24 protein-coding genes and 1 pseudogene are annotated in these 23746 nt (G+C 41.1%); 10 read left to right on the forward strand and 15 right to left on the reverse strand.

The features are described 5' to 3' along the window. Positions 1–114: 114 nt before the first annotated feature. A complete protein-coding gene (locus tag HCR01_RS15465; protein WP_193197042.1) occupies positions 115–2040 on the forward strand; it encodes a transglycosylase domain-containing protein in 1926 nt (641 codons plus the stop codon). A 66-nt stretch (positions 2041–2106) separates the two neighbouring features. Here the strand turns inward: HCR01_RS15465 and HCR01_RS15470 are convergent, their stop codons facing one another. From HCR01_RS15470 to HCR01_RS15490, 5 genes and pseudogenes are all read right to left on the reverse strand, one after another. After that, positions 2107–2430 carry a DUF1825 family protein gene (locus tag HCR01_RS15470; protein ID WP_193197144.1) on the reverse strand — a complete coding sequence of 108 codons (324 nt, stop codon included), beginning with the start codon at positions 2428–2430 and terminating at the stop codon, positions 2107–2109. A 125-nt stretch (positions 2431–2555) separates the two neighbouring features. Next, positions 2556–3491, reverse strand: a complete 936-nt coding sequence (locus tag HCR01_RS15475; RefSeq protein ID WP_193197145.1) for a J domain-containing protein — start codon at positions 3489–3491, stop codon at positions 2556–2558. A 391-nt stretch (positions 3492–3882) separates the two neighbouring features. After that, positions 3883–5146 (reverse strand): annotated as a pseudogene (locus tag HCR01_RS15480) (IS701 family transposase). 134 nt (positions 5147–5280) lie between these two features. Next, positions 5281–5787 carry a hypothetical protein gene (locus HCR01_RS15485; RefSeq protein WP_193197043.1) on the reverse strand — a complete coding sequence of 169 codons (507 nt, stop codon included), beginning with the start codon at positions 5785–5787 and terminating at the stop codon, positions 5281–5283. Between the two features lie 188 nt (positions 5788–5975). Continuing rightward, positions 5976–6749, reverse strand: coding sequence for a hypothetical protein (locus HCR01_RS15490; protein ID WP_226889366.1), 774 nt, complete (start codon positions 6747–6749; stop codon positions 5976–5978). A gap of 394 nt (positions 6750–7143) precedes the next feature. Here HCR01_RS15490 and HCR01_RS15495 point away from each other — a divergent pair, with 394 nt between their 5' ends. Together HCR01_RS15495 and HCR01_RS15500 are read left to right on the forward strand one after the other, a co-directional pair. After that, positions 7144–7518: an NINE protein gene (locus HCR01_RS15495; protein WP_193197045.1), complete on the forward strand. Its 375-nt coding sequence runs from the start codon at positions 7144–7146 to the stop codon at positions 7516–7518. A gap of 14 nt (positions 7519–7532) precedes the next feature. Further along, entirely contained in the window at positions 7533–8066 is a 534-nt protein-coding gene (locus HCR01_RS15500; RefSeq protein ID WP_193197046.1) for a helix-hairpin-helix domain-containing protein, read from the forward strand. Here HCR01_RS15500 and HCR01_RS15505 read toward each other — a convergent pair. The 4 genes from HCR01_RS15505 to HCR01_RS15525 form a co-directional block, all read right to left on the reverse strand. Next, complete coding sequence (locus HCR01_RS15505) at positions 8063–8803, reverse strand: class I SAM-dependent methyltransferase (protein WP_193197047.1); 741 nt, start codon at positions 8801–8803, stop codon at positions 8063–8065. The genes HCR01_RS15500 and HCR01_RS15505 overlap by 4 nt on opposite strands. Next, the gene (locus HCR01_RS15510) at positions 8796–9020 is read right to left on the reverse strand and encodes a hypothetical protein (RefSeq protein ID WP_193197048.1); all 225 of its coding nucleotides are present in this window, start codon (positions 9018–9020) and stop codon (positions 8796–8798) included. Before HCR01_RS15510 ends, HCR01_RS15505 begins: the two co-directional genes overlap by 8 nt. After that, positions 9007–10074: a phosphotransferase enzyme family protein gene (locus HCR01_RS15515; protein WP_320073120.1), complete on the reverse strand. Its 1068-nt coding sequence runs from the start codon at positions 10072–10074 to the stop codon at positions 9007–9009. The genes HCR01_RS15510 and HCR01_RS15515 overlap by 14 nt, the downstream gene beginning before the upstream one ends. Before the next feature lie 303 nt (positions 10075–10377). Continuing rightward, positions 10378–10599 (reverse strand): hypothetical protein, encoded by a 222-nt coding sequence (locus HCR01_RS15525; protein ID WP_162398185.1) that lies wholly within the window; start codon positions 10597–10599, stop codon positions 10378–10380. Positions 10600–11080: 481 nt separating this feature from the next. On the opposite strand from HCR01_RS15525, the gene HCR01_RS15530 reads away from it, so the two are divergent. Both HCR01_RS15530 and HCR01_RS15535 read left to right on the forward strand, forming a co-directional pair. Beyond that, positions 11081–11959, forward strand: coding sequence for a phosphodiester glycosidase family protein (locus HCR01_RS15530; RefSeq protein ID WP_320073121.1), 879 nt, complete (start codon positions 11081–11083; stop codon positions 11957–11959). Between the two features lie 145 nt (positions 11960–12104). Continuing rightward, entirely contained in the window at positions 12105–12296 is a 192-nt protein-coding gene (locus HCR01_RS15535) for a hypothetical protein (RefSeq protein WP_162398187.1), read from the forward strand. A 100-nt stretch (positions 12297–12396) separates the two neighbouring features. Here the strand turns inward: HCR01_RS15535 and HCR01_RS39990 are convergent, their stop codons facing one another. After that, entirely contained in the window at positions 12397–12519 is a 123-nt protein-coding gene (locus tag HCR01_RS39990; protein WP_264299911.1) for a hypothetical protein, read from the reverse strand. Positions 12520–12670: 151 nt separating this feature from the next. Beyond that, complete coding sequence (locus HCR01_RS15540; protein WP_193197050.1) at positions 12671–12901, reverse strand: hypothetical protein; 231 nt, start codon at positions 12899–12901, stop codon at positions 12671–12673. A 334-nt stretch (positions 12902–13235) separates the two neighbouring features. Between HCR01_RS15540 and HCR01_RS15545 the strand changes: the two genes are divergently transcribed. Continuing rightward, complete coding sequence (locus tag HCR01_RS15545) at positions 13236–13913, forward strand: ATP-dependent Zn protease (protein ID WP_193197051.1); 678 nt, start codon at positions 13236–13238, stop codon at positions 13911–13913. A gap of 2 nt (positions 13914–13915) precedes the next feature. On the opposite strand, the gene HCR01_RS15550 is transcribed toward HCR01_RS15545, so the two are convergent. Both HCR01_RS15550 and HCR01_RS15555 read right to left on the reverse strand, forming a co-directional pair. After that, positions 13916–14935 (reverse strand): GGDEF domain-containing protein, encoded by a 1020-nt coding sequence (locus HCR01_RS15550; RefSeq protein ID WP_193197052.1) that lies wholly within the window; start codon positions 14933–14935, stop codon positions 13916–13918. 1048 nt (positions 14936–15983) lie between these two features. Next, positions 15984–16184 (reverse strand): heavy-metal-associated domain-containing protein, encoded by a 201-nt coding sequence (locus HCR01_RS15555; RefSeq protein ID WP_193197053.1) that lies wholly within the window; start codon positions 16182–16184, stop codon positions 15984–15986. Between the two features lie 280 nt (positions 16185–16464). On the opposite strand from HCR01_RS15555, the gene alaS reads away from it, so the two are divergent. From alaS to HCR01_RS15575, 4 genes are all read left to right on the forward strand, one after another. Next, positions 16465–19125: an alanine--tRNA ligase gene (gene alaS, locus HCR01_RS15560; protein ID WP_193197054.1), complete on the forward strand. Its 2661-nt coding sequence runs from the start codon at positions 16465–16467 to the stop codon at positions 19123–19125. Positions 19126–19842: 717 nt separating this feature from the next. Continuing rightward, complete coding sequence (locus tag HCR01_RS15565) at positions 19843–21891, forward strand: FAD-dependent oxidoreductase (protein WP_193197055.1); 2049 nt, start codon at positions 19843–19845, stop codon at positions 21889–21891. A 164-nt stretch (positions 21892–22055) separates the two neighbouring features. Then, complete coding sequence (clpS, locus tag HCR01_RS15570; protein WP_193197056.1) at positions 22056–22382, forward strand: ATP-dependent Clp protease adapter ClpS; 327 nt, start codon at positions 22056–22058, stop codon at positions 22380–22382. Positions 22383–22387: 5 nt separating this feature from the next. Further along, the gene (locus tag HCR01_RS15575; protein ID WP_193197057.1) at positions 22388–22711 is read left to right on the forward strand and encodes a DUF2103 domain-containing protein; all 324 of its coding nucleotides are present in this window, start codon (positions 22388–22390) and stop codon (positions 22709–22711) included. 76 nt (positions 22712–22787) lie between these two features. Here HCR01_RS15575 and HCR01_RS15580 read toward each other — a convergent pair whose 3' ends face one another. Both HCR01_RS15580 and HCR01_RS39995 read right to left on the reverse strand, forming a co-directional pair. Further along, positions 22788–23108, reverse strand: coding sequence for a hypothetical protein (locus HCR01_RS15580; RefSeq protein ID WP_193197058.1), 321 nt, complete (start codon positions 23106–23108; stop codon positions 22788–22790). Between the two features lie 508 nt (positions 23109–23616). Further along, on the reverse strand, positions 23617–23745 hold the full coding sequence (locus HCR01_RS39995; RefSeq protein ID WP_264299912.1) for a hypothetical protein: 129 nt from the start codon (positions 23743–23745) through the stop codon (positions 23617–23619). Position 23746: the final 1 nt, after the last annotated feature.

Raw genomic sequence — 23746 nt, forward strand, 5'->3', positions numbered from 1 at the left:
CTAGCAATTTATCCACTCTCTCATCTGCCAAACTACTATAATTGCAAAAAATTAACCGCCTTGCTTCGCCCAATGAATTACAGTTATATTTACAAGTGAGGAAGTGTAATAGCCGTGTCTTCGTCTAGGACTTTTGAAGATAAGCAGCCACAACGCCGGGCTTCATCTGGTTTTGAGTTTTTGAAAGGAGTAGGTCAGGTAACTGGCGGTACTCTTTTATCAATTACCATGCTGGCAAGTTCCATTGTAGCCGGAGGACTAGTTGGTTTAGCCGTTAGTTTCCGTAATTTGCCAGATGTCAGACAACTCCGTAACTTCTTTCCGTCAGAAACGACTTACATTTATGACGTTAAGGGCAAACTATTAACGAGCATTCACGGGGAAGCCAATCGAGAAGTCGCATCCCTAGATAGAATTTCGCCAAATTTAAAACGGGCGGTATTAGCAAGCGAAGATAGTCACTTCTACGACCACCACGGAATTAACCCCGTCGGCGTTGGGCGGGCTGTGGTGGTTAACTGGGCAGCAGGTGGAGTCAAAGAGGGCGGCTCTACCGTTACCATGCAGTTGGTGAAAAACCTGTTTTTGACTCGCAAACGTGCCTTTACCCGGAAGATAGCAGAGGGGGTGCTGGCAATTCGTTTAGAGCAAATTCTCAGCAAAGACCAAATTTTGGAAATGTACCTCAATCAAGTTTATTGGGGTCATAACAATTATGGTGTACAAACAGCGGCACGTAGTTATTTTAACAAGTCAGCAGAATATTTAAACTTGGGCGAGTCGGCAATGATGGCTGGTTTGATCCAAGCGCCAGAAGAATTTAGCCCGTTTATGAGTATGAAGCTGGCAAAACAGAAACAAAAAGAAGTTCTAGGACGAATGCTGGAATTGAATTGGATCAACCAGCAAGAGTACGATAATGCTCTCAAGCAAGAAATCAAACTTGGTAAAATTAAGTCTTTTCAAGGTAGTGCCCTACCTTATGTAACCAATGCGGTGGCGCAGGAGTTAGCTAAGAAATTTGGGCGTGATGCACTGCTTAAAGGCGGAATGCGGGTGCAAACAACTGTTGACGCCGAGTTCCAACAAATGGCGGAGCAAACTGTCAGCAAGTGGCACAAGTCACTCTTAGGTCAAGGCTTATCTAAGAATCAAATTGCTTTAGTGGCAATTGATCCGCGCACGCATTTTATCAAAGCACTAGTAGGTGGCGTCGATTCTAAAACCAGCGAGTTCAACCGGGCAACTCAAGCTCAGCGTCAACCAGGATCCGCTTTTAAACCGTTTGTTTACTATACTGCTTTTGCTACTGGTAAATTTGCGCCAGACACAACAGTGGTAGATGCTCCAGTTAGCTATCGAGATGGTGACGGTTGGTACTATCCGAAAAACTATGATCATGGCTTTAGTGGTGCAATGTCAATTCGCCAAGCTCTATCCGTGTCACGCAACATCCCTGTTATTAAGATTGGTAAGAGTGTGGGGATGAATAAAGTGATAGAAGCCTGCCGCACTTTAGGAATTATGAGTCCGATGGAACCCGTGACTTCTTTACCCCTAGGTGCAATTGGCGTCACACCTCTAGAAATGGCTAGTGCTTATGCTACCTTTGCCAATTATGGCTGGCAGTCGCCACCAACAGTAATTGTCCGTGTCACCGATAGTAGTGGCAACGTGTTGCTAGATAATACACCAAAACCCCAGCTAGTTCTAGATCCTTGGGCATCGGCAGCTATTATCGATGTGATGCGAACAGTGATGACTGATGGTACAGGTAAAGGTGCTGCCATAGGTCGCCCAGCCGCAGGCAAGACGGGAACAACTTCCTCAGAAAAGGATATTTGGTTTGTTGGGACTGTGCCACAGTTAACAACTGCTGTCTGGGTGGGGAGAGACGACAACAAACAATTAGCTAGTGGTGCGACGGGTGGTGGTATGGTTGCTCCCGTCTGGCGTGATTTTATGCAAAAGGCACTAAAGGACGTACCAGCAGAAAATTTCAAGCCACCTTCCAAGTTTCCTCGTCCTAAGTCTAATTAGCAGGATTGGTGATTGGGTATTAGGTATTAGAGAAGAATTTCCCTAGTCCCCAGTCCCCATTCTCCTTTAGGACTGTGCTTCTAACTCGGATTTCATCCGTTGTAGGGTAAAGTTCATTTGGTCAAACATTTGTTGCGGGGTGACACCAAACTGACCCAGCTGAGTTTTGAGTTGCTGTACAGTCATTTGTGCCATAAAATCTTCTGACAGCTCGAAACGCTTCATAAAGATGCGATACCGATCCATCATGGCTTCCATTTGCTCAATAAACAGCTTTTTGCCCTCGCGGTCAAATTTGCCGTAGTTGTTGCCAAGTGCGATCAGCGCTTGATAATCTTCAAACAGCTGTTTTGCCTCTTGCTGAACTATCTCAGAATCGAAGAATCCCATATTGCTGATACTAAACTGAGGCATAATACTCAGTAGCTTAACAGTTTTGCTTATACTTTTATTTTAGTCTAGGGGACTACCAAAAAGAACAGGCTTCGGTTTTAGTACGGTTTTCTGCCGAAATTTCAACACTTGACTTGAGAACGTTTCCCTTCGCCAAACCAACTTAATAAAGCCGCAATACTCACAGCTTTGGCCATTGATTGAGGATTGGCGTTTTCACCTGGTTTAATTTTGAGTTTGGGAGCGTATTTTAAAGCTAGTGAATGTTGCGGGTTAAGTTTTAAGGCTTGACGGATATAAACTCTGGCCATCCCTGGAAATTTCTGTTGCAGATGTACCAACCCTAATAAAGCATGATAATCGCTGTTGTTTGGCTCTAATTTGATAGCATCACGCAGTTCTTGCACAGCGAGTGCCCAGTTGGCTAGTCTGACATACTGAATACCTCGCTGGTAATGACGTTGAGCGTAGTTTTTTAGAACTGGCTTGACATTAGTTTTTTCACATAGTGTCAATTCAACTGATTTGGCTTGCATCTCAAGGATGAGCGGATTAGGTTCTTGCGGCAAGAATAGGTCATGTTTATGCAAGCCTAAGTAAAGTAAATTGAGTATGCTGATCTGCTGAGTTACCTGATAAAATTGACGGATTGATTTATATTGAGCTTTTGCATAGGAAGCGATCGCCTCTTCATAAAAAAACTCTACTTCCAGTGCAGACATTTCCATCAGTTCTTGAGCTAGGAGACTTTGAGGAGATGTGGTTGGCTTCTGGTTCCAGCATTTTGCTTCTAATCGCAATGTAGCTATGGTGTTAAAACGCTTTTGTGTGTGCTTGAGTTGCTCGTAAGCGGGATTAATCAGATGGCTAAATATTGCTGTTGCTAATTCTTGGTCTGGATTGTGGCTTGCGGTATGGCGATCGGGATGTAGCAGCTTCGCTAAAGTATGATAGCGTTTGAGAATCTGACGTTCATCAGCAGTCACAGAAATTCCTAGCACAGCGTAGGGATCAAAAAGCTGTTCAAGCCATTTTGGTGGTAAGAAAGTCTGTGACATTGCGGTAATGTGAGCCGTTAAAAACTCAAAGTTAGCATTCAAGCTGAATGTACCGTGATGTGAAACCTACTCAAATTTACTTAAAGAGCAAGTTCCCCATAGAAGTATTTACGGACTTGACCTTTGAGAGTAAAACTAGAATAAAGCGTTTTGAGATTGCAAAAAGGCGATCGCTTTTTGTTGATTACTGGCGAGAAAGTCCATCATTGACCTAGTAGAATAGGACTTTTATGACTGGTCTACTTAGTTAACTATTAATTGTAACAGCAAAGCTAGACTGACTTTGTAGTGTACCAAGAAAAGTTGTTGCTAATAGAACTAGTGAATATTGTCGTGATAACATTTTTATAACTCCGGTAAGTATTAAGTTTTAACGGGACTTAGACAAAAATCAAGCCCAAATGTAACCCAAACTAGCTTTGTAAGCAGCAAACACGTCACGATTTGAGTTCAACCAATCAATAAATCGAAAAGACATAGCTGTTCTGAACGCTTCTAAAGCTACAGTAAAAGTGTTTAAAGGTTTGTTTGCCCACCGTCGTCTTAATCCTCCAGTTAACTGATGCCAAAGAATAAAAGTATCGGCACAGAAAACCAAAATAAAATGGCGCAATAAACTCCTTTGCTCGCGAACTTGATATTCTTTAAGTCCTAACCATCCTTTAGCTTCCCTGTAAAAAACTTCTACCCAATTCCTTTGAGAATATGTATCAACTATCCATTGTGGTGTAACAATTGATGAAGATATATTAGTGATGAAGTAGTCAATATCGGTGGTGGCTGAGAAAGTAGAAGCATTCATGACGATCGCAATATTTCGCTTTCCAATTAAACTTGATATTTCCACTTCACAAGTTACTACCCATAATGTTTTGGTTGATCCAAATATATTTGAATTTCTGTGAAAGCCTCTTCGGGTAAGCGCTGGGCTAATTCATCTAACCGAATTGTTTGTTGAATATTGTCTGTTTGATTAACTGTTATTTTTCGATTTTTAGCTAACCCTCCTAAATATTTTAATTGCCGTTTTTCCAACTCTAATAAAAATGATGTATTGTTGCCATATCCAGCATCTACAATTACTATCCCAGGTTGATATTTTCTGTTTAGGGTTTTATCTATTAACTTGACTGCTAGTTCTGGTTTTTTCTCAAATAGAGGGTCTTGTTTCCCTTGAGCTAAAGAATCAGCGTGTTGATATAACTCTATATCTAACGGTAAGCTTTTTCTGCCATCAGATAAATGCGTTGTTACTACTACGATTCCATGAGCTGTTTTGCCAATTTCTCCAATATACTGTCTCCCCACACCAGCAGTAAAATTACCACTTTTTCTCTGACCAGAATCATCAATTATTAAGCTAAAACCTCTACTAATTCTCGTTTGACTGCACTTATTCATGATTTCTAATCGACGCTCATTCACCTGCCCACTAGACCAAGGTGCTTCGGTCAAAAAGTGATGTAATCGGTGGTACGTTACACTACAGCATTATCCGCCATTTGAAACAGGTTTTTTCTCTCTCTTTCCCCCAGTAATCCCCCTATATAGTGTCTAAACTCTCTTTTTTGAGCTTTATGAGTAAACACATCATCAAATCTTTGACACCATCTGTCAAAGCAGGGGGGCATCGCTGTGGGAGTGGTTTCTTTCATGAGCTTTTTCTAACGTGAAAGCTATGTTAGTTAAGCACTATACTCTTTTTTGGCTTAATTTTTGTTTAAGTCCCGTTAATCAGATAGTGGCTATCTCTGTAAATGGCAATCTTGATATCGCCTGAGTTTTAGAGTTAGACTAGATGAAACTCCACTTTTGGCATAGACACCATCTCTATCCAAAGACCTTCTATTAAGTTCGTATTCAGACTTTCTCTGTAATATATTTCTATTTCTTGCACTGTATATTTGTTGTTGTAGACAAGCTGAATTTGATACATATCCACTTTGAGAACTTTAAAATTCCAGTAGCCACCATCACGAGCAGCAATACTAAGGATAAACTGGTCACCCTTGCGCCAATAAAGACCAGCTTCTTGAAATAAGGTTGTACTTTCTCCAGGCATAACTAACGGAAAATCAGATTCTAATGGCCTTTTAGTGTGACGCCGATAATACCCTCGCAAATGTACCTGACCATCTGCTCCCACAACCTGGGGTATTAAGGTATCAAAAAAGTTAAAACGGACTGGATTGGGGGTATTGTTGGTAATACAAATCCCTAACTGCACGCGAGTCACAACACGGCGCTTTTTCTCAGGAAGAGTCAACACCCGTTCTGGCACTAAAATTTCAGGCATTGCTGAATTGAAGTATGAAATTTAAAAACTTAACATCTTAAACTCTTACTCTCTGCGCCTCTGTCTTGAAAAGTTGAGCCACTGCGTTGGACGGGTTCCCCGGCTTGAAGCAAGTGGCGTCTGTTCGCCGGAAGCCGGCGCTCAGACTTTCCGCTGCGTCTCTGCGTGAGATAAATTCATACCTGGATTCAGCAACGCCAAATTTCAAAACGAATGCCATCCACTTCTACTGCATTGTTGCCAACTCCCACAGGTTCAATTAAGCGAAGATTCACGAATTGAGTCGCTAATTGCAGCGGACTCACTGTTTCTTCTGTCAGCGGGTCTGAGCTTGATTCATTTTCACCATAATTACCCAATATAAACCGAAGCTGATACGACCCTGGTTGGGGAATATTGAAAAACCAAGATTTGTCAAGAAAGCAAAAAATTATTAATGAAGAGTTAGGGCAATTGATAATTTGAAGTTTCAGATGGTTATTTTGCCAAATGAGTCTTAAAGCTAGAGTAATAGATATGCCTTTTCCAGGAGCAATTAAACGAGGATAAAACGCTCTAGTCTCACTTCGCTTTAGCCATTGGGCTAAGTTTGTTATGAACTGTATCAACCTAATTCCAAAACCTATCTGGGGAGGTATGTTCCTTTGAAGTTTGTCAACAGGTTCATCTAAAGTTATTTGCCCTTGCAATACTTGACCATCTGATGTCAAAAGCTCTGGAATTAAGGTTTTATTTGGGTTGAGATAAAAAGGATTTGGCGTGTTGTTGATTAGGTAAACCTTAGTTTCCACAACTTCTACAGAGATACTGGAGTCAGAGCGATTTTCCGGGATAGGTAACACTATAAGATTGGGTTCACAGATTCTTAAATGGATACCATCTATTTCAAATAAATTGCTTTCATTTGATTCAAAATATGTCATGTTGGCTATCCTATCAGCTTCTACTTTTTCATGCGCCATCACACTGATTGGTGTATGGCTTGATGCTTTTATTCTGAAAAAGACTAAAACTAACAGCTAAAACCAGCATACTTAGCAAGGCTAAAGTAAGATTCCTATACAGCCCAAGTATTCTGTGCTGCTTAAGATTTTCATACTGCTCACAGATGAACTTAATTCATAAACTAACTAGCTACCGAATTCTAGCTTTGGCCTGTAGCTATCCTTAGCACTGTGATTTGGTAGCAGTTCGACATACCCGTTATGATCAATCGAAGCTGCTTTACAATTTAGATAATTAGAATAGATTTATATGCTTGCTGGTAACTAAGAATTCTGTAATGCTTAATTTATTAAAGTGCTTTGCTACTATATCTGTCTTAGGAACTGTGGTAGTAGTAGGTTTGTTGAAAATATGTTAACTAAGCGCAAAAGCCGAAGCGTCGCCGCTATTTTAGCTCTTTCTGGGACGCTGACAATTTCAGGGTTACATAAATTTTATTTGGGACAGCCGCTTTGGGGTCTGTTGTATGTTTTGCTTTCTTGGACGCCAATTCCCAAGGTAGCTAGTGCTATTGAGGGGGTTTGGTACTTAGCTCAAGACGAAGAAGCTTTTGACCGTAATTTTAATCTGGGTAAGTCAGCAACCAGGAATTCACAGCAGACAAGCAATCAGGTAGGAGTGGTGGCTAGCGCTTTGCGTGAGTTAGATGCTCTGCGTCAGGATGGACTAATTTCAGAGTACGAATTTGAGCAAAAGCGCCGTCAGCTACTAGACCAGATTTCTTGATACAAGCGACCATCATGAACAACTGGCTACCTTTAAACCCCAGGTTACAAAAGCTCCGTGCTAAGCTGCTCAAAGATCCGTACTATCGGCTACAATCTGGGGAAGAAATTGAGATAGCGGTAGTATTGGGTATCCGCATTGATGCTAATCAAGCAACTGTGGATGATTGGTTGCGCTTACCTGGTTTGTCAATTCATCAAGCCCGATCGCTTGTAGAACTTTCGAGATCAGGTGTTAAATTTTACTGTATTGAAGATATTGCTGCGGCTTTGAGTATGCCATTACTGCGGCTAGAGCCACTAAAACCACTGCTAAATTTTAGTTACTATGATGACGAATCTCTCACTAATTCTACGCATTTAGTTAACCCGAACACGGCAACAGTCGAGAAGCTAGCACAAGTTCCATTTATAGATTTGTCTCTGGCGCAAGCAGTGGTGCAAAATCGGTTATCAGTTGGGCCTTACCGGAATTTGATTGATTTCCAGCGACGATTGGAACTTCCTGGTGATGCGATTGCCCAACTGATGTATTACTTAAGGTTTTAAAACCGCACCTTATATAAATCGAATAACTCTCCTGATTGCTGCGCTACAACCTTAGCGCCAACAGCTTTAATCATTTTTTCCCACTCAGCCACAGGCTCTAGAAAAACCTCAGCACCCAAATAAGTTTCCAGAACTGCCCAATCTTCTGCTAAAGGTTGTTCTGGATTGAGGATATCAAACACGAACTGTCCACCTGGTTTTAATACCCGTTTGACCTCGACCAACACAGCATTCCAGTATTCTAGGGGAAAATAGCAGCTAAATCCTGTGGCGATCGCTAAGTCAAACTGATCTAACGAGTAATTTAAGTGATGCGCTGCACCCAATGCAACGCCTTTGAACAGCTTGGAGTTTAACTGCGAACCACGAGAATTGAGAGTATCTCTTGCGACGTTACTGACTTCTTGCCCATAAAAAAATGCTTGCCAATCCCGCCAAGGATAGATTAAAAAGCTGACACCGCAGCCAATATCTAAACAGTGCTGGTTTTTTTGAGGTTGAGCAATTTCCCAGAAAGGAGAAACAATTCTCCCTGCTAATATCCCAGTAATCCACTCTCGAAATATTGGCATCGCCTGGACTTCTGTGGGTAGTTCAAAGGATTGATTTTGATACTGTTGGTTGAAGCGATATGCTACTTGCGCTATTTGTTGTTGCCATTTATCTGAGTGATGAACATTGCTTGTGTAAGGAGTTTGTGAGGTGGACAGACGTTTTTGGTATGGCTTTTCAGACATTAGGTTTACACGATTCCTTGAGGACTTTGGTCAAGTTATATTGGATACAAAGTAACAGAATTTTGAGTAAAGGTAGGTTTACCGTTAGGGTAAGCTCATCTAATTTGGTAGAGATTATTTTGCCAAGTTCCGCTTCCAAGTTGGCAAAAACGCTGTGATGAGAGCGTCGTCTGGAAAAATACAGGCGATCGCCTAAAACTACCTTAGTACTTGTCAAACAAGAATGACTCGCCTTCAAGATACGGAGGAATATGCTCCCTAGCTATATATTTCACTGTTTCTGAAATCTCCTCATGCTCTTGTGGATTATTCACATGAAAAGAAAGCACTTCTATCAGTGCCATAATCAAGAAACTTTCTGTAATTTGTAAGTAATTTTCAGGTAGTTTTCTGATAGTTTGATAACCTTCAAAAAACGAAGCTCTGACAGTAGGAAGTAAATATTGAAGCGAACTAGCAACATCATAAAGATAGTATCCAAAGCCACAGACAGCGAAATCGATTGGACGGAATTCCTCGTTATGCAATAGATAGTTGCCTTCATGAAGGTCAGCGTGAATCAGTCCCCAGATATCTTGTGTTTGACCAAGTTTTTCTATCATGCTTTGAACTCGGCTAACTGCTACTTCGAGGATCTTGTAATTCTCTGCTGAAATCAATTCTTGTAATACTGCTGGATAAAGTGCTAAGAGTGCTGCTTGCAGCCGATTCTGATCGTAGGCTGGACGAACAAAGTTTTGTGGCAGTTGCCATTGATTACTATGCTGGTGCAATTGAGCCATCAACAAACCGAGTCGGTAAGCTTGTTGTGGGGTTCGATGAGAATTAAGAATGTTGCCATCAATCCAGTGCAACAGTGAGCAATAAAACACTTCTGTGATTTCATCTGTCAAAACTTGAGTAACCCACTGATCTTGTAGATTTTTTACTGGCTCCTGCACAACTATCTCTGTATCACGGTGCAAGGCATTAAGCCACAGAAGTTCAGACTCAATAACATCGGGTCTTTGCCATACATTGTCCTGGAGTCTAGATATTGCTTGGTGAATACGGAGAAGAAATTTTTTCTCTTGTATTTCTACGCAAAAGGTTACGCTTCCACTATGACCTAAAAACCAAAGTTTCCCTTGAGCCATACCATACTGGTCAAGTGCAGCTTTTGCGATGTAGTCATAGGCGCTAGTTTGTGTCATGCTTCCACAACGTTTTGCTATACCTGCTTTAACATTAATATTCACCGACAACCTAAGCGGCACAATGACCAGGCTCACCAGACGCAGATAACCTTTGTTACTCAACCGACCAATATTACGGCATTCCAGTACTGCGACGAGTCAAATTTGATTGTAGGCGTTTAAGAATTCTTCCCTGGAAACGCCAACTTGTGTGCAGACTGCTCTCAGAGTGCCACTTTTGATTTTGGAGTGGTTCGGCATGACTAATGGTGTTTCCGTGCCATCATTCGTTCTCTTTTTTCATAACTATATGCTCACGTTCACGAACCACTACAAAACCCAGCAACTCAAATGCTGCGATTACTCGGCGTTGTGGGGCATCTACCGGAAATTTCGCCATTAAACAGCAATCTCTGCCTCAGCGATAAAAACTTCGACGGAAGGTGTATCGTCAAGAATATTCTTACCGAAGACTTCAATATAGCAAGCGATCGCCGACTTTACATCGGCTAAGGCTTCTTCGTAGGTATCGCCCTGACCAACAACCGCTCCTACAACGCCAACTGGGTAAGCAACATATCCATCTGAATGCTTCTCAATGATGATTTTAAATTGCTTCATGGGCTTTTCCTGATCAGAATATCAAAGCTCAGTTTTGCTTGAATGTTATTTGGCTAGAATCAATTACTACCATATTGTCACACACATCTGTGTAATACCAGGAACTTGTAGAACCACAAATTTTAATTGTGATTTTCTCCCTGATTAAACATAAGATAGCTTTGTTTGGAGACTTTCTTACATTTGAAGGAGGATCAAAAACGATAGCCACTCCAGTCCTAGTTGAAACAGTTTGTAACAAATCGAGTCCCGACGCATTAAATATTTTACTTTATTTTTTAACTCAGCAATATATCTAAAATATCTCTCCATATAGCTATTTTCTAAATTTTTAACCAGTATAAAAACTTCCTGTGATAATGGGGCGATCGCAGATGTATAAAAACCTAGAAAAATAGAATATCTGCATTGCATAGTCTATATTGATTTCAACAAAAAAATTTATTTTTGAGCTAACCGAAGAGTATTTTGGGTGTAACAAGTGAGAAAAATCTGGCTACTGATGACATTAGTTGGTTTGGGGATATGGCTTGTCTTACGTTCCTATCCACCGTCTGTATCTTCCGTTATACCAACTGTTAAAGCTTCACCATCAAAAACTATCCGCTACCTTAAGCGCACCTTGCCCCAAAGCATAGCTCATATCCTTGTGATTCCAGCTAATAGCCGATTTTTGGTAACTCCTGCATTATCATCCTCGGTAAATACTGTAGAGGAATTTGCCCAGAAGCATCAAGCGATCGCGATCTTAAATGCAGGCTTTTTTGACCCAGCCAACCGAAAATCTACGTCCTATGTTGTCATTTCTGGTCAAGTGGTGGCTGACCCCAAAGAAAACGAGCGGCTAGTGAATAATCCCAACTTAAAATCTTACTTGGGCCAGATTTTCAATCGCACAGAATTGCGGCGCTATGCATGTGGACAGAGTGTCCGCTATGATATTGCCCTGCATAGTGAGTCACCGCCAGCAGGTTGTCAGTTAGTTGATGCCATTGGCGCAGGGCCACGCCTGTTACCAGAACTCACCTTAGTAAAAGAAGGCTTTGTAGATAATGCTAATGGAAGAGATGCACTTGGCAGCAACCAACCCAACGCCAGAACAGCCGTAGGTATTACTCGTGATGGCAGTCTGATTTTAGTAATGGTGGCTCAAAAACCAAACGCTGCCGCTAATGGGATATCCTTACCAGCACTGGCAGATTTGATGAAAACCCTTGGTGCTCAGAAAGCGATGAATTTAGATGGGGGAAGTTCGTCTTCACTTTATTACAAGGGCAAGACCTTTTATGGGAAAGTTGATTTAGAGGGAAATCCCATCAAGCGACCTGTGAAGTCAGTTTTGTTGGTTCAGGAAAACTGATCAAAATTTAGAGGTTCAAATGGTTCCTCACAAATTTCTCAAGTTTTGCAATTAATGTGATTGTTAAGGGCGATCGCAATCTAGATTTGCAATCTCAACCTGTAATCTTTTCAAAAGACCTGAGCAGTAGTTAAGGAGGTTGGCTATGACAAAAGAATATATGGATGCTTTAGAAGCATTCGTTGATAAGTTGACATTAGCCGCAGTCCTAGAGATGTTAGAGCGAATATCCCACAAAAAAGCCGAAAATCTCAGAACTCATTGGAAAGATGAGACTTCAGCAAAGCTTTGGGACAAAGCTGCTAGACAAATAGAACAGATAAATATTGATGTCTGAGTCAACAACCGCACCCACTCTTGGATGCGGCTTTTGATTCTAGCTCTCACTTCAGAACAGACTAAAATCTGTCAAATTTGACCTTTAAACTCAGATACTCCTATCCCAATTTTTTATCAGGCACTCTGAGTTCACGCGTTGCTCCTCCTTGGCGATTGTCAGGCGCTCCCACTTTAGGAGGTTTAAAATTAGCTTTTCTCAATAGTTCTTCTGATTGCACCATGTTTACCGCTTTCCTTTTCGATTCTATAACTCAAGTCTGCTTTTAGACTTGCTCAGCCATGCTAAGCAAACTAAAGCAATGCTTTCTCTAGAGTTATCGAAGTTTTCTTAAGGATTTATGCAAGGAGAGCAAATGATTTTTGCAATCTGCCTTAACTATCGGTTGTATCATGTCGGGGTATTGCTGTAGGATACTGACTACTTTCAGTTGGCGGAGATTTAATTTCTCCCTCGCAGTAACCCAGTTCGTACATACTAGCAGCTTGAGAATCTTGTTCTGGCGGCACTTTAGGTTTTCCAGCCCAGACATCAGATTTTCCTAAGTTAAACCAATCTTCATCAGTCATGCCTGAGCCGAATGTGTTCTCCGTTGTTATTTTCATGTAGGCATCTCCACTTGTTTTAAACGCGTTAGTTTCTTCTATAACTATGCTGGAATGCTACAAAGAGTAGTTACTTTACGGATACGCCTTTGAGTGGCTAGGAGTTTCAGCATTTATAATTATTTGATCTTTGCACTACTGTTTGACAAAAATCTTGTACCGTTGGAAGGAACTACTAACTCTGCACTGAGCACTCTTCATTGATTTTGTAATTTCATACTTCAATTCAGCAACGCCGAAAGTTTGGCAAAACGATATTGTCTAATCACATTCCACTCGTAGCTAATTTCGCTTCATAATGAAGAAAGATTAAGCTGCACTCAGAAAACTCCGCATGAGCCAAACTGCCCTAAATTTAGTTGCAATATCTATCTTTCTCATAACCCTTTCTACCCTACTGGGGCCATTCATTCACTTGTCGCCTACAGTACCAGCACTTGCTACCTTCACCATCTTGGGTATAGCCACATTAGATAGTTTTGGCTTGCAAGGTAAAGGAGGTACGATCTTTTTAGATTGGATTGCTGGTTTCTCTCCTGAACACCGCGATCGCATTGTCCATCACGAAGCAGGGCATTTTCTTGTTGCTTACCTGTTGGATATTCCTGTTACCAACTACACACTCAGCGCGTGGGAAGCTTGGAAGCAGGGGCAAGTTGGGCAAGGTGGTGTTACTTTTGATGATGCAGAATTAGCAACTCAACTGGAAATGGGAAAAATCAGCGCCCAAATGCTAGATCGCTACTGCACTATTTGGATGGCGGGTATTGCTGCTGAAACTCTAGTTTTTGACAATGCTGAAGGTGGAACTGATGACAAAAATAAGCTAGCAGGTGTATTGACAGTTTTGGGCTTTTCTGAATTTATTTGCCAGCAGAAACAGCGGTTTCATGCCCTTCAGGCAAAAAATTTACTGCAAGAAAACTGGTCTAGTTACCAAGCCTTAGTCAAGGCTATGCAACAACGCGCCTCAGTAGAAGATTGTCAAAGTGCAATTAGTAGTGCTGAGTAATGTCAAGAAGAAATAGCTTTTAGATGTGAGACATGGGATGAGTAATTCCAAGCGATCGCCCGGTTACGTCCCGCAGCTTTAGCTTGCAATAGGCATTGATCAGCACGATACAGTAGACTTTCTCCCTGATCATCATCCTCTGCTTCTAGACAGGCTGTACCCAGGCTAATCGTAATATTAATAGTGAATTTATTGTTGAGTGCAAACGGCTGCTCGCTAACTATGCGATTGAGACGACGTGCTACACCTAATGCTTCTTCACCTGTAGTGTGAGCCAAAAGAATCACGAATTCTTCGCCACCATAGCGAAATGCAGTATCTTGAAAACGCAAATTGTGTCGCAGCCGAGTACACAGCAATTGCAAGAGGCGATCGCCAATTAAATGTCCATGAGTATCATTGACTTTCTTGAAATAATCCACATCCAAAATAATCAAACTCATCGGTTCTCGCTGAGTCCTAGCTTTTTGAATTTGCCTGGGTAAGTCCCATTCCAAAGCACGGCGATTATTCATTTCTGTTAATGAATCAGCCAAGGCGATCGCTGACAATAAATCATTTGTCCGCATCAGATCGCGGTACTTTTGTGCTTTCCGCAAGCCAACTGTCAATTGGGCTAGTATTAATTGATGGTTGGTAGTCAATGCCTTAGAGTCTATTTTATCTTCGAGAAGCTGCCAAATATAAGCATCTGCTCCTTGTTTTAATGCAGCAGCAGTCATTTCTAACTCCCTCTGCCAACCATACATATTTCTATCAGCAAGCTGCTGAGGACGATCCTCAAAGAGAATACAGTATATCCAAGATAGCTTTGTCTGATCTTTAAGCCAACAACACAGTTCCATACTGCCATCCAAGCTAGCCTGCACAAGTATTACATCGGGCGGGGTAATTTGAATGCGCGATATTGCTTGATCTAAATTGGTAATAACTTCTACACTAAAAGCGCTTGTATAACAGATCTGATCTGGAAGTGTTGCAAGAAAGTTATTACTTCCAAAGACCAGAATAGAAATATTCATTGTTTGCTTTTATTCTATTTTGATTTCAAGATGCTTAACCTAGTAAAACTTGCCGCTATTCTTCCTAATAATAAAAATTCCAGGATTTTTAGCTAGTATATATTCCTGGTATTTGACCATTTTAATGCTAAATCCACAATAATATTGCACTTTTAATCTCCTCTTAAGACTTTATCTCTCCTATAGTCCGTAGGACTGCAACTGATGATACCTAATGTCATCTTTACAGTATTTTTTTCAAACGGTATAAATACTGAATATTCTTCTTCAACATAAAAGTATTACTGTAATTTCCAGGTGTTAGTTATTTGAGATAATTGCAAAATCAAGATTTTCCGCTATTCACTATTTCAGACAAGAAAAATTTTTTAACCTGAATATAAACTTTAAGAATTTACTAAATTTTCCATTCACCTGCAAAATCCGAGATATTGTATTATGGACTATAAATATACTAATTTTTAGCACATTTAAATAGTATCCAGTCAATAGTTAGATTGCGTAGTAAAATGTCATTTATTTGTTGTGGAGAGAAATACAATATCTAAAAATTGCCACTTAATAATTCGGTTTTTCAATCTCTTGCTTCATTGCTATCCCGCCCAGAAATAAATTTCCGCGCTAATATCTCAACTCCATGCTTTGTGAACTCAAGCTAAAATTTGGTCTTCTTTAGAAGACTTTAGCTATTGTTGAAAACGATGTAAAATCATCAGTTTTAACTTAGTTCTGCTATGCAGCCCAGAACTTAAATCTTAGTTAAAATATGTGTCTAACGACATGACAGTAACAAAAAATGTATAACATTTTAAGACTTTGGCAATAAGTCTAATGTATGCGTATATTAGAAATAAAAAGTTTTTCTTTTTGTAATCTTTTGTATTAATTTACTTTTTCACATCATTTTAATTAAATAAAAAATATAATTTGAAAGATTCCCCTCAGAGGAGGGGATAAATGTGAGTCTGCTCATTTAAAGAGCGGAAAAATTAAGAAAGAATTTTTTGATTCAACTCGTTATTAATCTAAACTTTTGCTAAAAATTAGATTAATAACCTTCAACTGTGTAACCAGCAGCAACAATCACCTGTTTAATTGACTCTTCAGAAGCGGCTGATTCTACTGTGACAGTTTTACCGTTGACATCAACATCCACCTTGGCATCAGGTTCCATTACGTGAATCGATTCAGTAATTGTATCTGCACATTTTTCACAAGTAATATTCGATACTTTCAGTTTTAGTGCCATTTGTTACCTTTGTACGTGTATTCTAAATTATTTCTTAAGGATTAATATATTGATTAAAACGCGATCGCTCATCCCGCTAGAGTTAGGTAATTGGGGTTAAATATCACAATCACTGTACATAACTCACCAATTGGCAAAGTCACCTAGCAGCAACACGGAACAAAATGCGAAAATATATAAACTTACAGAAAAGGTGAAGATAACAGCTAAAGGATAAAGTACGAGAAAATAACCAACTGCTTTATACTTCACACTTTATACTTAATACTTCAGTTCACCCATGTCTTCAAATCCCCAGAAACTCAGCGGTAACGAAATTCGCAACCTATTCCTTGACTTCTTTGCCCAAAGAGAACACCAAATTCTCCCAAGTGCCTCTCTCGTGCCAGAAGATCCTACCGTGCTGCTGACGATCGCGGGGATGGTACCATTTAAGCCGATATTCCTGGGACAGCGCACGCCGGAATTTAAGCGGGCTACCACTTCTCAAAAGTGTATCCGTACCAATGATATTGAGAATGTTGGACGCACTAAACGGCATCACACGTTTTTTGAGATGCTGGGTAACTTTAGCTTTGGTGACTATTTTAAAGAACAAGCGATCGCCTGGGGTTGGGAAATCTCTACAAAAGTGTTTAATTTTTCGCCTCAAAACCTTGTCGTCAGCGTCTTTGAAGAAGATGATGAAGCCTTTGCAATTTGGCGTGATCAAATTGGTGTGCCGGAAGCTAGAATTAAACGTCTGGGCGCAGATGATAACTTTTGGGCAATGAGTGTTACTGGGCCTTGTGGTCCTAGTTCCGAGATATATTACGACTTCCACCCGGAACGCGGTGACGACAACATTGATTTAGAAGACGACTCCCGGTTTATCGAGTTCTACAACCTCGTCTTCATGCAATATAACCGGGATAATTCAGGCAATTTAACACCTCTGCAAAACAAGAACATCGATACCGGCATGGGTTTGGAGAGAATGGCGCAAATCCTCCAAAAAGTCCCCAACAACTACGAAACTGACCTGATTTTCCCAATTATTCAGACAGCAGCGGAAATTGCTGGCATTGAATACCACAGTAGCGACGAAAAAACCAAAGTTTCTCTAAAAGTCATTGGTGATCACATTCGTGCTGTCATCCACATGATAGCCGATGAAATCCGCGCTTCTAACGTGGGGCGGGGTTACGTAATGCGGCGGTTAATTCGGCGTGTGGTGCGTCATGGGCGATTAATTGGGATTTATCGTCAAGACGTTGCATACAACGTCTTTACACCACAAGTTGCTGAAACTGCGATCGCTCTTTGCGAATCAGCTTACCCCAACGTGCGGCAACGGGAAGCAGCAATTAAAGCCGAACTGCAACGCGAAGAATCCAATTTCCTCAAAACTCTCGATAGAGGCGAAAAACTACTAGAAGAAATCATTCAAGAGGTGAAGCAGCAAGGAATAACTCAAATTAGCGGTGAAAGTGCTTTTACTCTCTACGATACCTACGGTTTCCCTCTCGAACTTACTCAAGAAATCGCCGAGGAAAATAATCTCACCGTTGATGAAGCGGGATTTGATGTAGAAATGCAAAAGCAGGTGGAACGTGCCAAAGCAGCACACGAAACCATCGATTTAACTGTGCAAGGTTCCCTCGACAAGTTAGCAGAACACATCCAAGCTACCGAATTTATCGGCTATACCCAACCAGTAGCAACAGCGAGAGTCGAAGCAATATTAGTAGAAGGTGTGTTCCAAGAAGAAGCAGAAGCCGGAACAGAAATACAACTTGTTCTCGACCAAACGCCATTTTATGCTGAATCTGGGGGACAAATTGGCGATCGCGGTTATATCTCCGGTGATGGGATCTTAGTTCGCGTTGAAGACGTGAAAAAAGAATCTGATTTCTTCATCCACTTCGGACGTATCGAACGCGGTACACTCTGCGTAGGCGATACCGTCACCGCCCAAATTGATCGCGCTTGTCGGCGTCGTCTCCAAGCTAACCATACTGCAACTCACTTACTGCAAGCGGCATTGAAAAAAATTGTCGATGATGGAATATCGCAAGCGGGTTCGTTGGTATCTTTTGACAGGTTGCGCTTCGACTTCAACTGTCCGCGTGCTTTGACAGCAGACGAAGTTCAACAAATTGAGGAACAAGTTAATAGTTGGATAGCTGAAGCACACGCTGCAAAAGTGGAAGTATTACCTTTAGCGGAAGCCAAAGCTAGGGGTGCTGTCGCCATGTTTGGCGAAAAATACGGTGAAGAAGTGCGTGTGATCGACTTCCCCAGCGTCTCAATGGAACTGTGCGGTGGAACCCATGTCAGCAATACCGCTGAGATTGGCGTCTTTAAAATTATCTCGGAAGCTGGTGTAGCTTCTGGAGTACGGCGCATTGAAGCTGTTTCGGGGCCAGCAATACTGGATTATCTCAACGTTCGAGATAAAGTAGTGAAGGATTTAAGCGATCGCTTTAAAGTTAAACCCGAAGAACTACCAGATAGAATCACAAGTCTGCAAAACGAACTGCGAACAGCTGAAAAGCAACTGGAAACTTTGAAAGGACAGTTGGCGATCGCTAAATCTGATAGCTTGCTACAAACAGCGGAATCCATAGGCGATTATAAAATTATCGTCGCTCAATTAGAAGACGTTGACCCAGAGTCTTTGAAAACCGCAGCCGAACGCTTGTTGCAAAAAATCGGTAACGGTGCAGTGGTATTAGGTTCCGTTCCCGAAGCCGGGAAAGTTAGCTTAGTTGCAGCTTTTAGTCCAGAAGTCAACAAAAAAGGCTTGCAAGCTGGTAAATTTGTCGGTGCGATCGCTAAAATCTGCGGTGGTGGTGGCGGTGGACGCCCAAACTTAGCCCAAGCCGGAGGGCGCGACGCAAGTAAATTACCAGAAGCGTTAGAACAAGCACGAAGTGAGTTAAAGTCTGGGTTGAGTTAGTTGTGTTTTCTTGTATGGCAGGCATTTTGTCTGCCTGAAAATTATTAAAAATTTTTAGTATAGATTAAGCAAAGTTGTAATCTATCGTCTAATTAAGTAGTTCGTCAAAATTATTTATAAGATTAGTAAAGCGGTAGGGAAACTCATAATAACCTTGTAAATATTAGACTTATCCTTAAATGGTAAATGTATACGGTAAAAGGATTTCAGGGATTATCGGATTCAAATAACCGAAACAATTGTTCATCCGATAGAACTTTATCTATTTTAAAAATAAAATCATCTATCTCTCCTATTAACTGAATCAAAATACTAAATTCTTTATCAAATTCATATTTTTTACATAACATCGGATATCGATTGAGCCTGTAGCCGTGTACTACTCAAAAACATACTTAAGAACGATTGACTATTAAAATTTCCTCAAAAATAATTGACAAAAATTCATCTTTCATTAAAATTCGTCATTTTTATTCCAAGAGGCTTGAAGAAGAGAAAATCACGCTCGTCAATTTATTTTATAAGAGCGATCGCCCTTCGCCCCAAGCCAATGCTGAGAAATATTGCTTCTGCTATTCTTGGTTCGGCGTTGACAGTTGCTAATTCTCTTACATGACCTATATTCAGCCATAATTGTCCAAAATAAGCTTGAGCAGAACATTTATCAAATGCTACCGTCTACAAGGTGACACAGGATTTGCAAAGGTTTCTTAAATAATGAAGCGTAAACACAAAGTAGCTTATCGCCAGACATCGTTGATTGGTCTCAGCTTAATATCTACCTTAATTGCACCTTATTTTGCTTTTATCTTCGCTGCTCGTGCAAATGCTGCACCCAGAACTCCAGACAAAAGCGTTAATTGCCAAATTTTAGTTGTGGGTGGTGGACTATCCGGCGTCGCTACAGCTTACGAGGGATTATTAGCAGGACAAACTGTTTGTCTAACGGAAATTACCGACTGGCTGGGAGGACAAATTTCTGCTCAAGGGACATCTGCATTAGACGAACGACCAACCCAGCGAGCTCGCCAGTTTTATTCTCGCGGCTACCTGGAGTTGCGAAACCGGATTGAGCGCAAGTACGGAGAACTTAACCCCGGTGATTGTTGGGTAAGTGACTCTTGCTTTCTTCCCCGCGATGCTCACAATATTCTCAATCAAATGCTCAAAGATGCTGAAAAGCGGGGCAGAGGTAAGTTGCAATGGTTTCCAAATACGGTAGTAAAGGATCTGGATATTAGTACTAATGGCAAAATAATTAATAGTGCGATCGCAATTCAACATCAACCAGTAAAAGGTTCACCACCTCTCAATACCTTTACTTTATCTCAAAGCATTGAAGATGCATATCGCTACCAAGACTCGTCTCGGTTTACCAAAACCATTATCCGCTTTATCCCCAAGGCATCTAAAAACAACGCCCCCAAGTGGTATGTCGTAGACGCCAGCGAAACTGGAGAAATTATCGCCCTGGCTGATGTCCCCTACCGATTAGGTATTGATGCTCGTTCCTACCTAGAACCTTCTTCTTCCAGTACTACAAACGACCCTTATTGTACTCAAGGTTTTACCTACACCTTTGCAATGGAGGCAACCAAGGAACCGCAACAGCAGAAAATGCCCCCATTCTATTTACAATATTCACCATATTTCAGCTATGAATTAACGCGACTGGCAAACTTTGATTTAGTTTTTACCTACCGTCGTATTTGGAGTCCCAGGAAAGGGAAACCAGCGACATTCGGTGGTGTCAAGTTTACTGCTCCGACGCCGGGAGATATCTCCATGCAAAACTGGACTTGGGGTAACGACTACCGTCCAGGAACCGCCAGAGATAACCTAGTTTTCACTCGCCAACAGTTGCAAGGCACTGGGCAGTTAAAACCAGGGGGGTGGATGGGAGGACTGCGGACAGAAAGCCTTCGTAAAGCTGAGGAAAACGCTCTCTCATTCTTTTATTGGCTCTACGCTGGAACAACAGATTCTCAACTTGGTAATGGCGTCAAGCAGCCGCGAACGAATAATAAACTTTTAACAGGTATAAATTCCCCGATGGGGACAGCGCATGGTTTATCGAAATATCCCTATATGCGAGAAGGACGCCGCGTTATTGGACGCCCCAGTTGGGGACAACCAGGCGGCTTTGGTATCTGGGAAATTGATATTTCTCGCCGTGACTATAATGACGAGTATTATCGTAAGACTCTACCAGCAGATATGTATCGCAGGCTAAGAGCAGCACTTTCAGGTTTAGAAGCAGTATCAGTAATTGAAGGTAGAGTTTCACCAGATAAAGCAATGCGGCGGACTCGTTCTACCATCTTCCCGGATGCTGTGGGTATTGGTCATTACGCCATAGATTTTCATCCTTGCATGGTAAACAGCCCACCAGAAGCACCTGGAAACAAAGAACGTCCGGGTGAAAGGCGTGGTGCTGGCCAAGCTTATCCCTTCCAAATTGCCTTGAGAGCGATGATTCCTCAAAAAATTGACAATTTGCTCGTAGGAGGCAAAAGCATTGCTACTAGCCACATAGCCGCTGCTGCGTATCGGGTACACTCTTTTGAATGGTCTGCTGGTGCAGCTGCGGGAACTGTTGCGGCTTTCGCCATCAAAAATGCTGTTGCACCTTACCAACTAGTTGATGACTTACCCAAATCAGAACCACAACTAGAAGCCCTCAAACGCCTGTTGAAGCAAAATGGCAACCCCACTGCTTTCCCCGATACATCTATTTTTAACGAAAACTGGGATAATTGGCGGTAATTAGTCAAGAGTCCAAAGTCCAAAGTCAAGAGTCCAATGTCCAAAGTCCAAAGTCCAAAATTAAAACTCTTTTGACCGTTGACCATTGACCCTTGACTCTCCACTATGAACTAAACTAGTTATTTATAGTGTAGTTTTGTAAAATCCTGTTGCCTTATTGTTCTATGGTTACGACACTTTCAGCAGCGGTTTACGGGATGGCCACAGCACCAACTGTAGCTCCTGAACGGTCTAATCAAGTCACCCGTAAAACTTATCCGAATTACAAGGTGATTGTATTAAACGATGACTTTAATACATTTCAACACGTGTCTGAATGTTTGATGAAATATATTCCCGATATGACTAGCGATCGCGCCTGGGATCTCACTAATCAGGTACACTTTGAAGGTCAAGCGATCGTTTGGGTTGGCCCTCAAGAAACGGCGGAACTGTACCATCAACAGTTGCGTCGAGCTGGTCTAACAATGGCACCTCTGGAAGCAGCTTAATTATCATGGGCAAACCTACTGCAAAATCCCTCCGAGCGGCTTCTCAAAAAGTTGGCAGACTAGTTTGGAATCACTCGACTCACATTTCAGGTCTTATCCCTATTCTAGAACGTCTATGCCAACAAGATGGCATTCAAACCGTTACCCCAGGAGTCATTGGACGGGTAAAAGGTCATTGTCCTAAAATGCAACTCCGCGTATCTGTACCGATTCGCGGAGGCTATAAAGCAATCGCACGCCAGGGTAAAACGGTACAAGAAGTATTTATTCTTACACCTTTGGCCCAGGATCAACTCGAAACGGCGATCGCGATCGCTATGAAAATTTAATCAATTTGATAGTCAAAAGTCCAAAGTCCAAAGTCAAAAAGTTTGTGAATATTGACTCTTGACTCTTGACCCTTGATTACTCCTCAACACGATGTACTGCAAATTTGTGTAGTGGCAGACTGAGGATACAAGAAAAAGTTAAAAAATATGACAAAGCAGTAGTTATTTTTAAAGTCATTATTACAGTTTCCCAATCGGGTAAAACTAGTTTCTCAACGCCAAAAGCAACACAGTAAACTAGCCAGTAAGCAAAGCTCATTCTAAATAGAATTAGCTCTGTTTCTTCTGCATCATCTCTTTGCTGTTTGTTATCCCACAGTAATACCAGCCCAACAATACAAGCTACAAAAGAAACAGCAACAGCAACTTCGTGACAAAAAAAGTTTACCGAATGCATTTGTATTGATCCCAAAATTTTTTCTATTGAGATTCAGTCTAAAGGAATATTCCTTACAGCTCCAAAAACTATTTACAAACTGCAATAGAACAGTGGAACCTATGTAAATAATTGCAACAAATAATGAATTTGCTATTTATAATTTTTCATTAGTAAAAACTTTCGTGCCGCTCCGTTAACGCGTTTATACTAGGTTACTAATTGTCTCAACTGAATCATATTGTGTGATGTCTGCAAAAATACTTTGCAAAATTTGAGCTTTATCAAGCTAATCATCAATTATCAACCAAACAGTGATTGCTCATAGTCAAACGCTAATTATCAAAATTTAAACGTTTGCAGCAAATGCTATTCCATTTATAAGTATTGCTTAAATCATTCATTGCGTTAAGTTTATCATACATTTGATACAACAATAAAAAAAGCTAAGTAAAATTAACTAATCTATATTGCTCTGCGATCGCGAGTCATCTGCTAGATTTTCTTCAAGACATTCGCAAGTTCTAAGTTAAGGTACTTTTAGCCAGCGACTAGCGATCGCATACATAATGTAAAAATTTTTGCCGTAACGCACCAAGATGAATGGTGGGTTAAGCTGTGCTTTAATGCACCCTACTGGCTTCCCCTGCTCCTCCAAA

This window comes from Nostoc sp. MG11 (assembly GCF_014904695.1).
Lineage (GTDB): Bacteria > Cyanobacteriota > Cyanobacteriia > Cyanobacteriales > Nostocaceae > Komarekiella.

Excerpts from the sequence above, each read along its gene's own strand:
- alaS (WP_193197054.1), top strand. The coding sequence starts at position 16,465 with ATGTCTTCAAATCCCCAGAAACTCAGCGGTAACGAAATTCGCAACCTA.
- HCR01_RS15495 (WP_193197045.1), top strand. The coding sequence starts at position 7,144 with ATGTTAACTAAGCGCAAAAGCCGAAGCGTCGCCGCTATTTTAGCTCTT.
- HCR01_RS15550 (WP_193197052.1), bottom strand. The coding sequence starts at position 14,935 with ATGAATATTTCTATTCTGGTCTTTGGAAGTAATAACTTTCTTGCAACA.
- HCR01_RS15575 (WP_193197057.1), top strand. The coding sequence starts at position 22,388 with ATGGGCAAACCTACTGCAAAATCCCTCCGAGCGGCTTCTCAAAAAGTT.
- HCR01_RS39990 (WP_264299911.1), bottom strand. The coding sequence starts at position 12,519 with ATGGTGCAATCAGAAGAACTATTGAGAAAAGCTAATTTTAAACCTCCT.
- HCR01_RS15525 (WP_162398185.1), bottom strand. The coding sequence starts at position 10,599 with ATGAAGCAATTTAAAATCATCATTGAGAAGCATTCAGATGGATATGTT.
- HCR01_RS15555 (WP_193197053.1), bottom strand. The coding sequence starts at position 16,184 with ATGGCACTAAAACTGAAAGTATCGAATATTACTTGTGAAAAATGTGCA.
- HCR01_RS15490 (WP_226889366.1), bottom strand. The coding sequence starts at position 6,749 with ATGGCGCATGAAAAAGTAGAAGCTGATAGGATAGCCAACATGACATAT.
- clpS (WP_193197056.1), top strand. The coding sequence starts at position 22,056 with ATGGTTACGACACTTTCAGCAGCGGTTTACGGGATGGCCACAGCACCA.
- HCR01_RS15545 (WP_193197051.1), top strand. The coding sequence starts at position 13,236 with ATGAGCCAAACTGCCCTAAATTTAGTTGCAATATCTATCTTTCTCATA.
- HCR01_RS15475 (WP_193197145.1), bottom strand. The coding sequence starts at position 3,491 with ATGTCACAGACTTTCTTACCACCAAAATGGCTTGAACAGCTTTTTGAT.
- HCR01_RS15505 (WP_193197047.1), bottom strand. The coding sequence starts at position 8,803 with ATGTCTGAAAAGCCATACCAAAAACGTCTGTCCACCTCACAAACTCCT.
- HCR01_RS15500 (WP_193197046.1), top strand. The coding sequence starts at position 7,533 with ATGAACAACTGGCTACCTTTAAACCCCAGGTTACAAAAGCTCCGTGCT.
- HCR01_RS15485 (WP_193197043.1), bottom strand. The coding sequence starts at position 5,787 with ATGCCTGAAATTTTAGTGCCAGAACGGGTGTTGACTCTTCCTGAGAAA.
- HCR01_RS15470 (WP_193197144.1), bottom strand. The coding sequence starts at position 2,430 with ATGGGATTCTTCGATTCTGAGATAGTTCAGCAAGAGGCAAAACAGCTG.
- HCR01_RS15535 (WP_162398187.1), top strand. The coding sequence starts at position 12,105 with ATGACAAAAGAATATATGGATGCTTTAGAAGCATTCGTTGATAAGTTG.
- HCR01_RS15540 (WP_193197050.1), bottom strand. The coding sequence starts at position 12,901 with ATGAAAATAACAACGGAGAACACATTCGGCTCAGGCATGACTGATGAA.
- HCR01_RS15580 (WP_193197058.1), bottom strand. The coding sequence starts at position 23,108 with ATGCATTCGGTAAACTTTTTTTGTCACGAAGTTGCTGTTGCTGTTTCT.
- HCR01_RS15565 (WP_193197055.1), top strand. The coding sequence starts at position 19,843 with ATGAAGCGTAAACACAAAGTAGCTTATCGCCAGACATCGTTGATTGGT.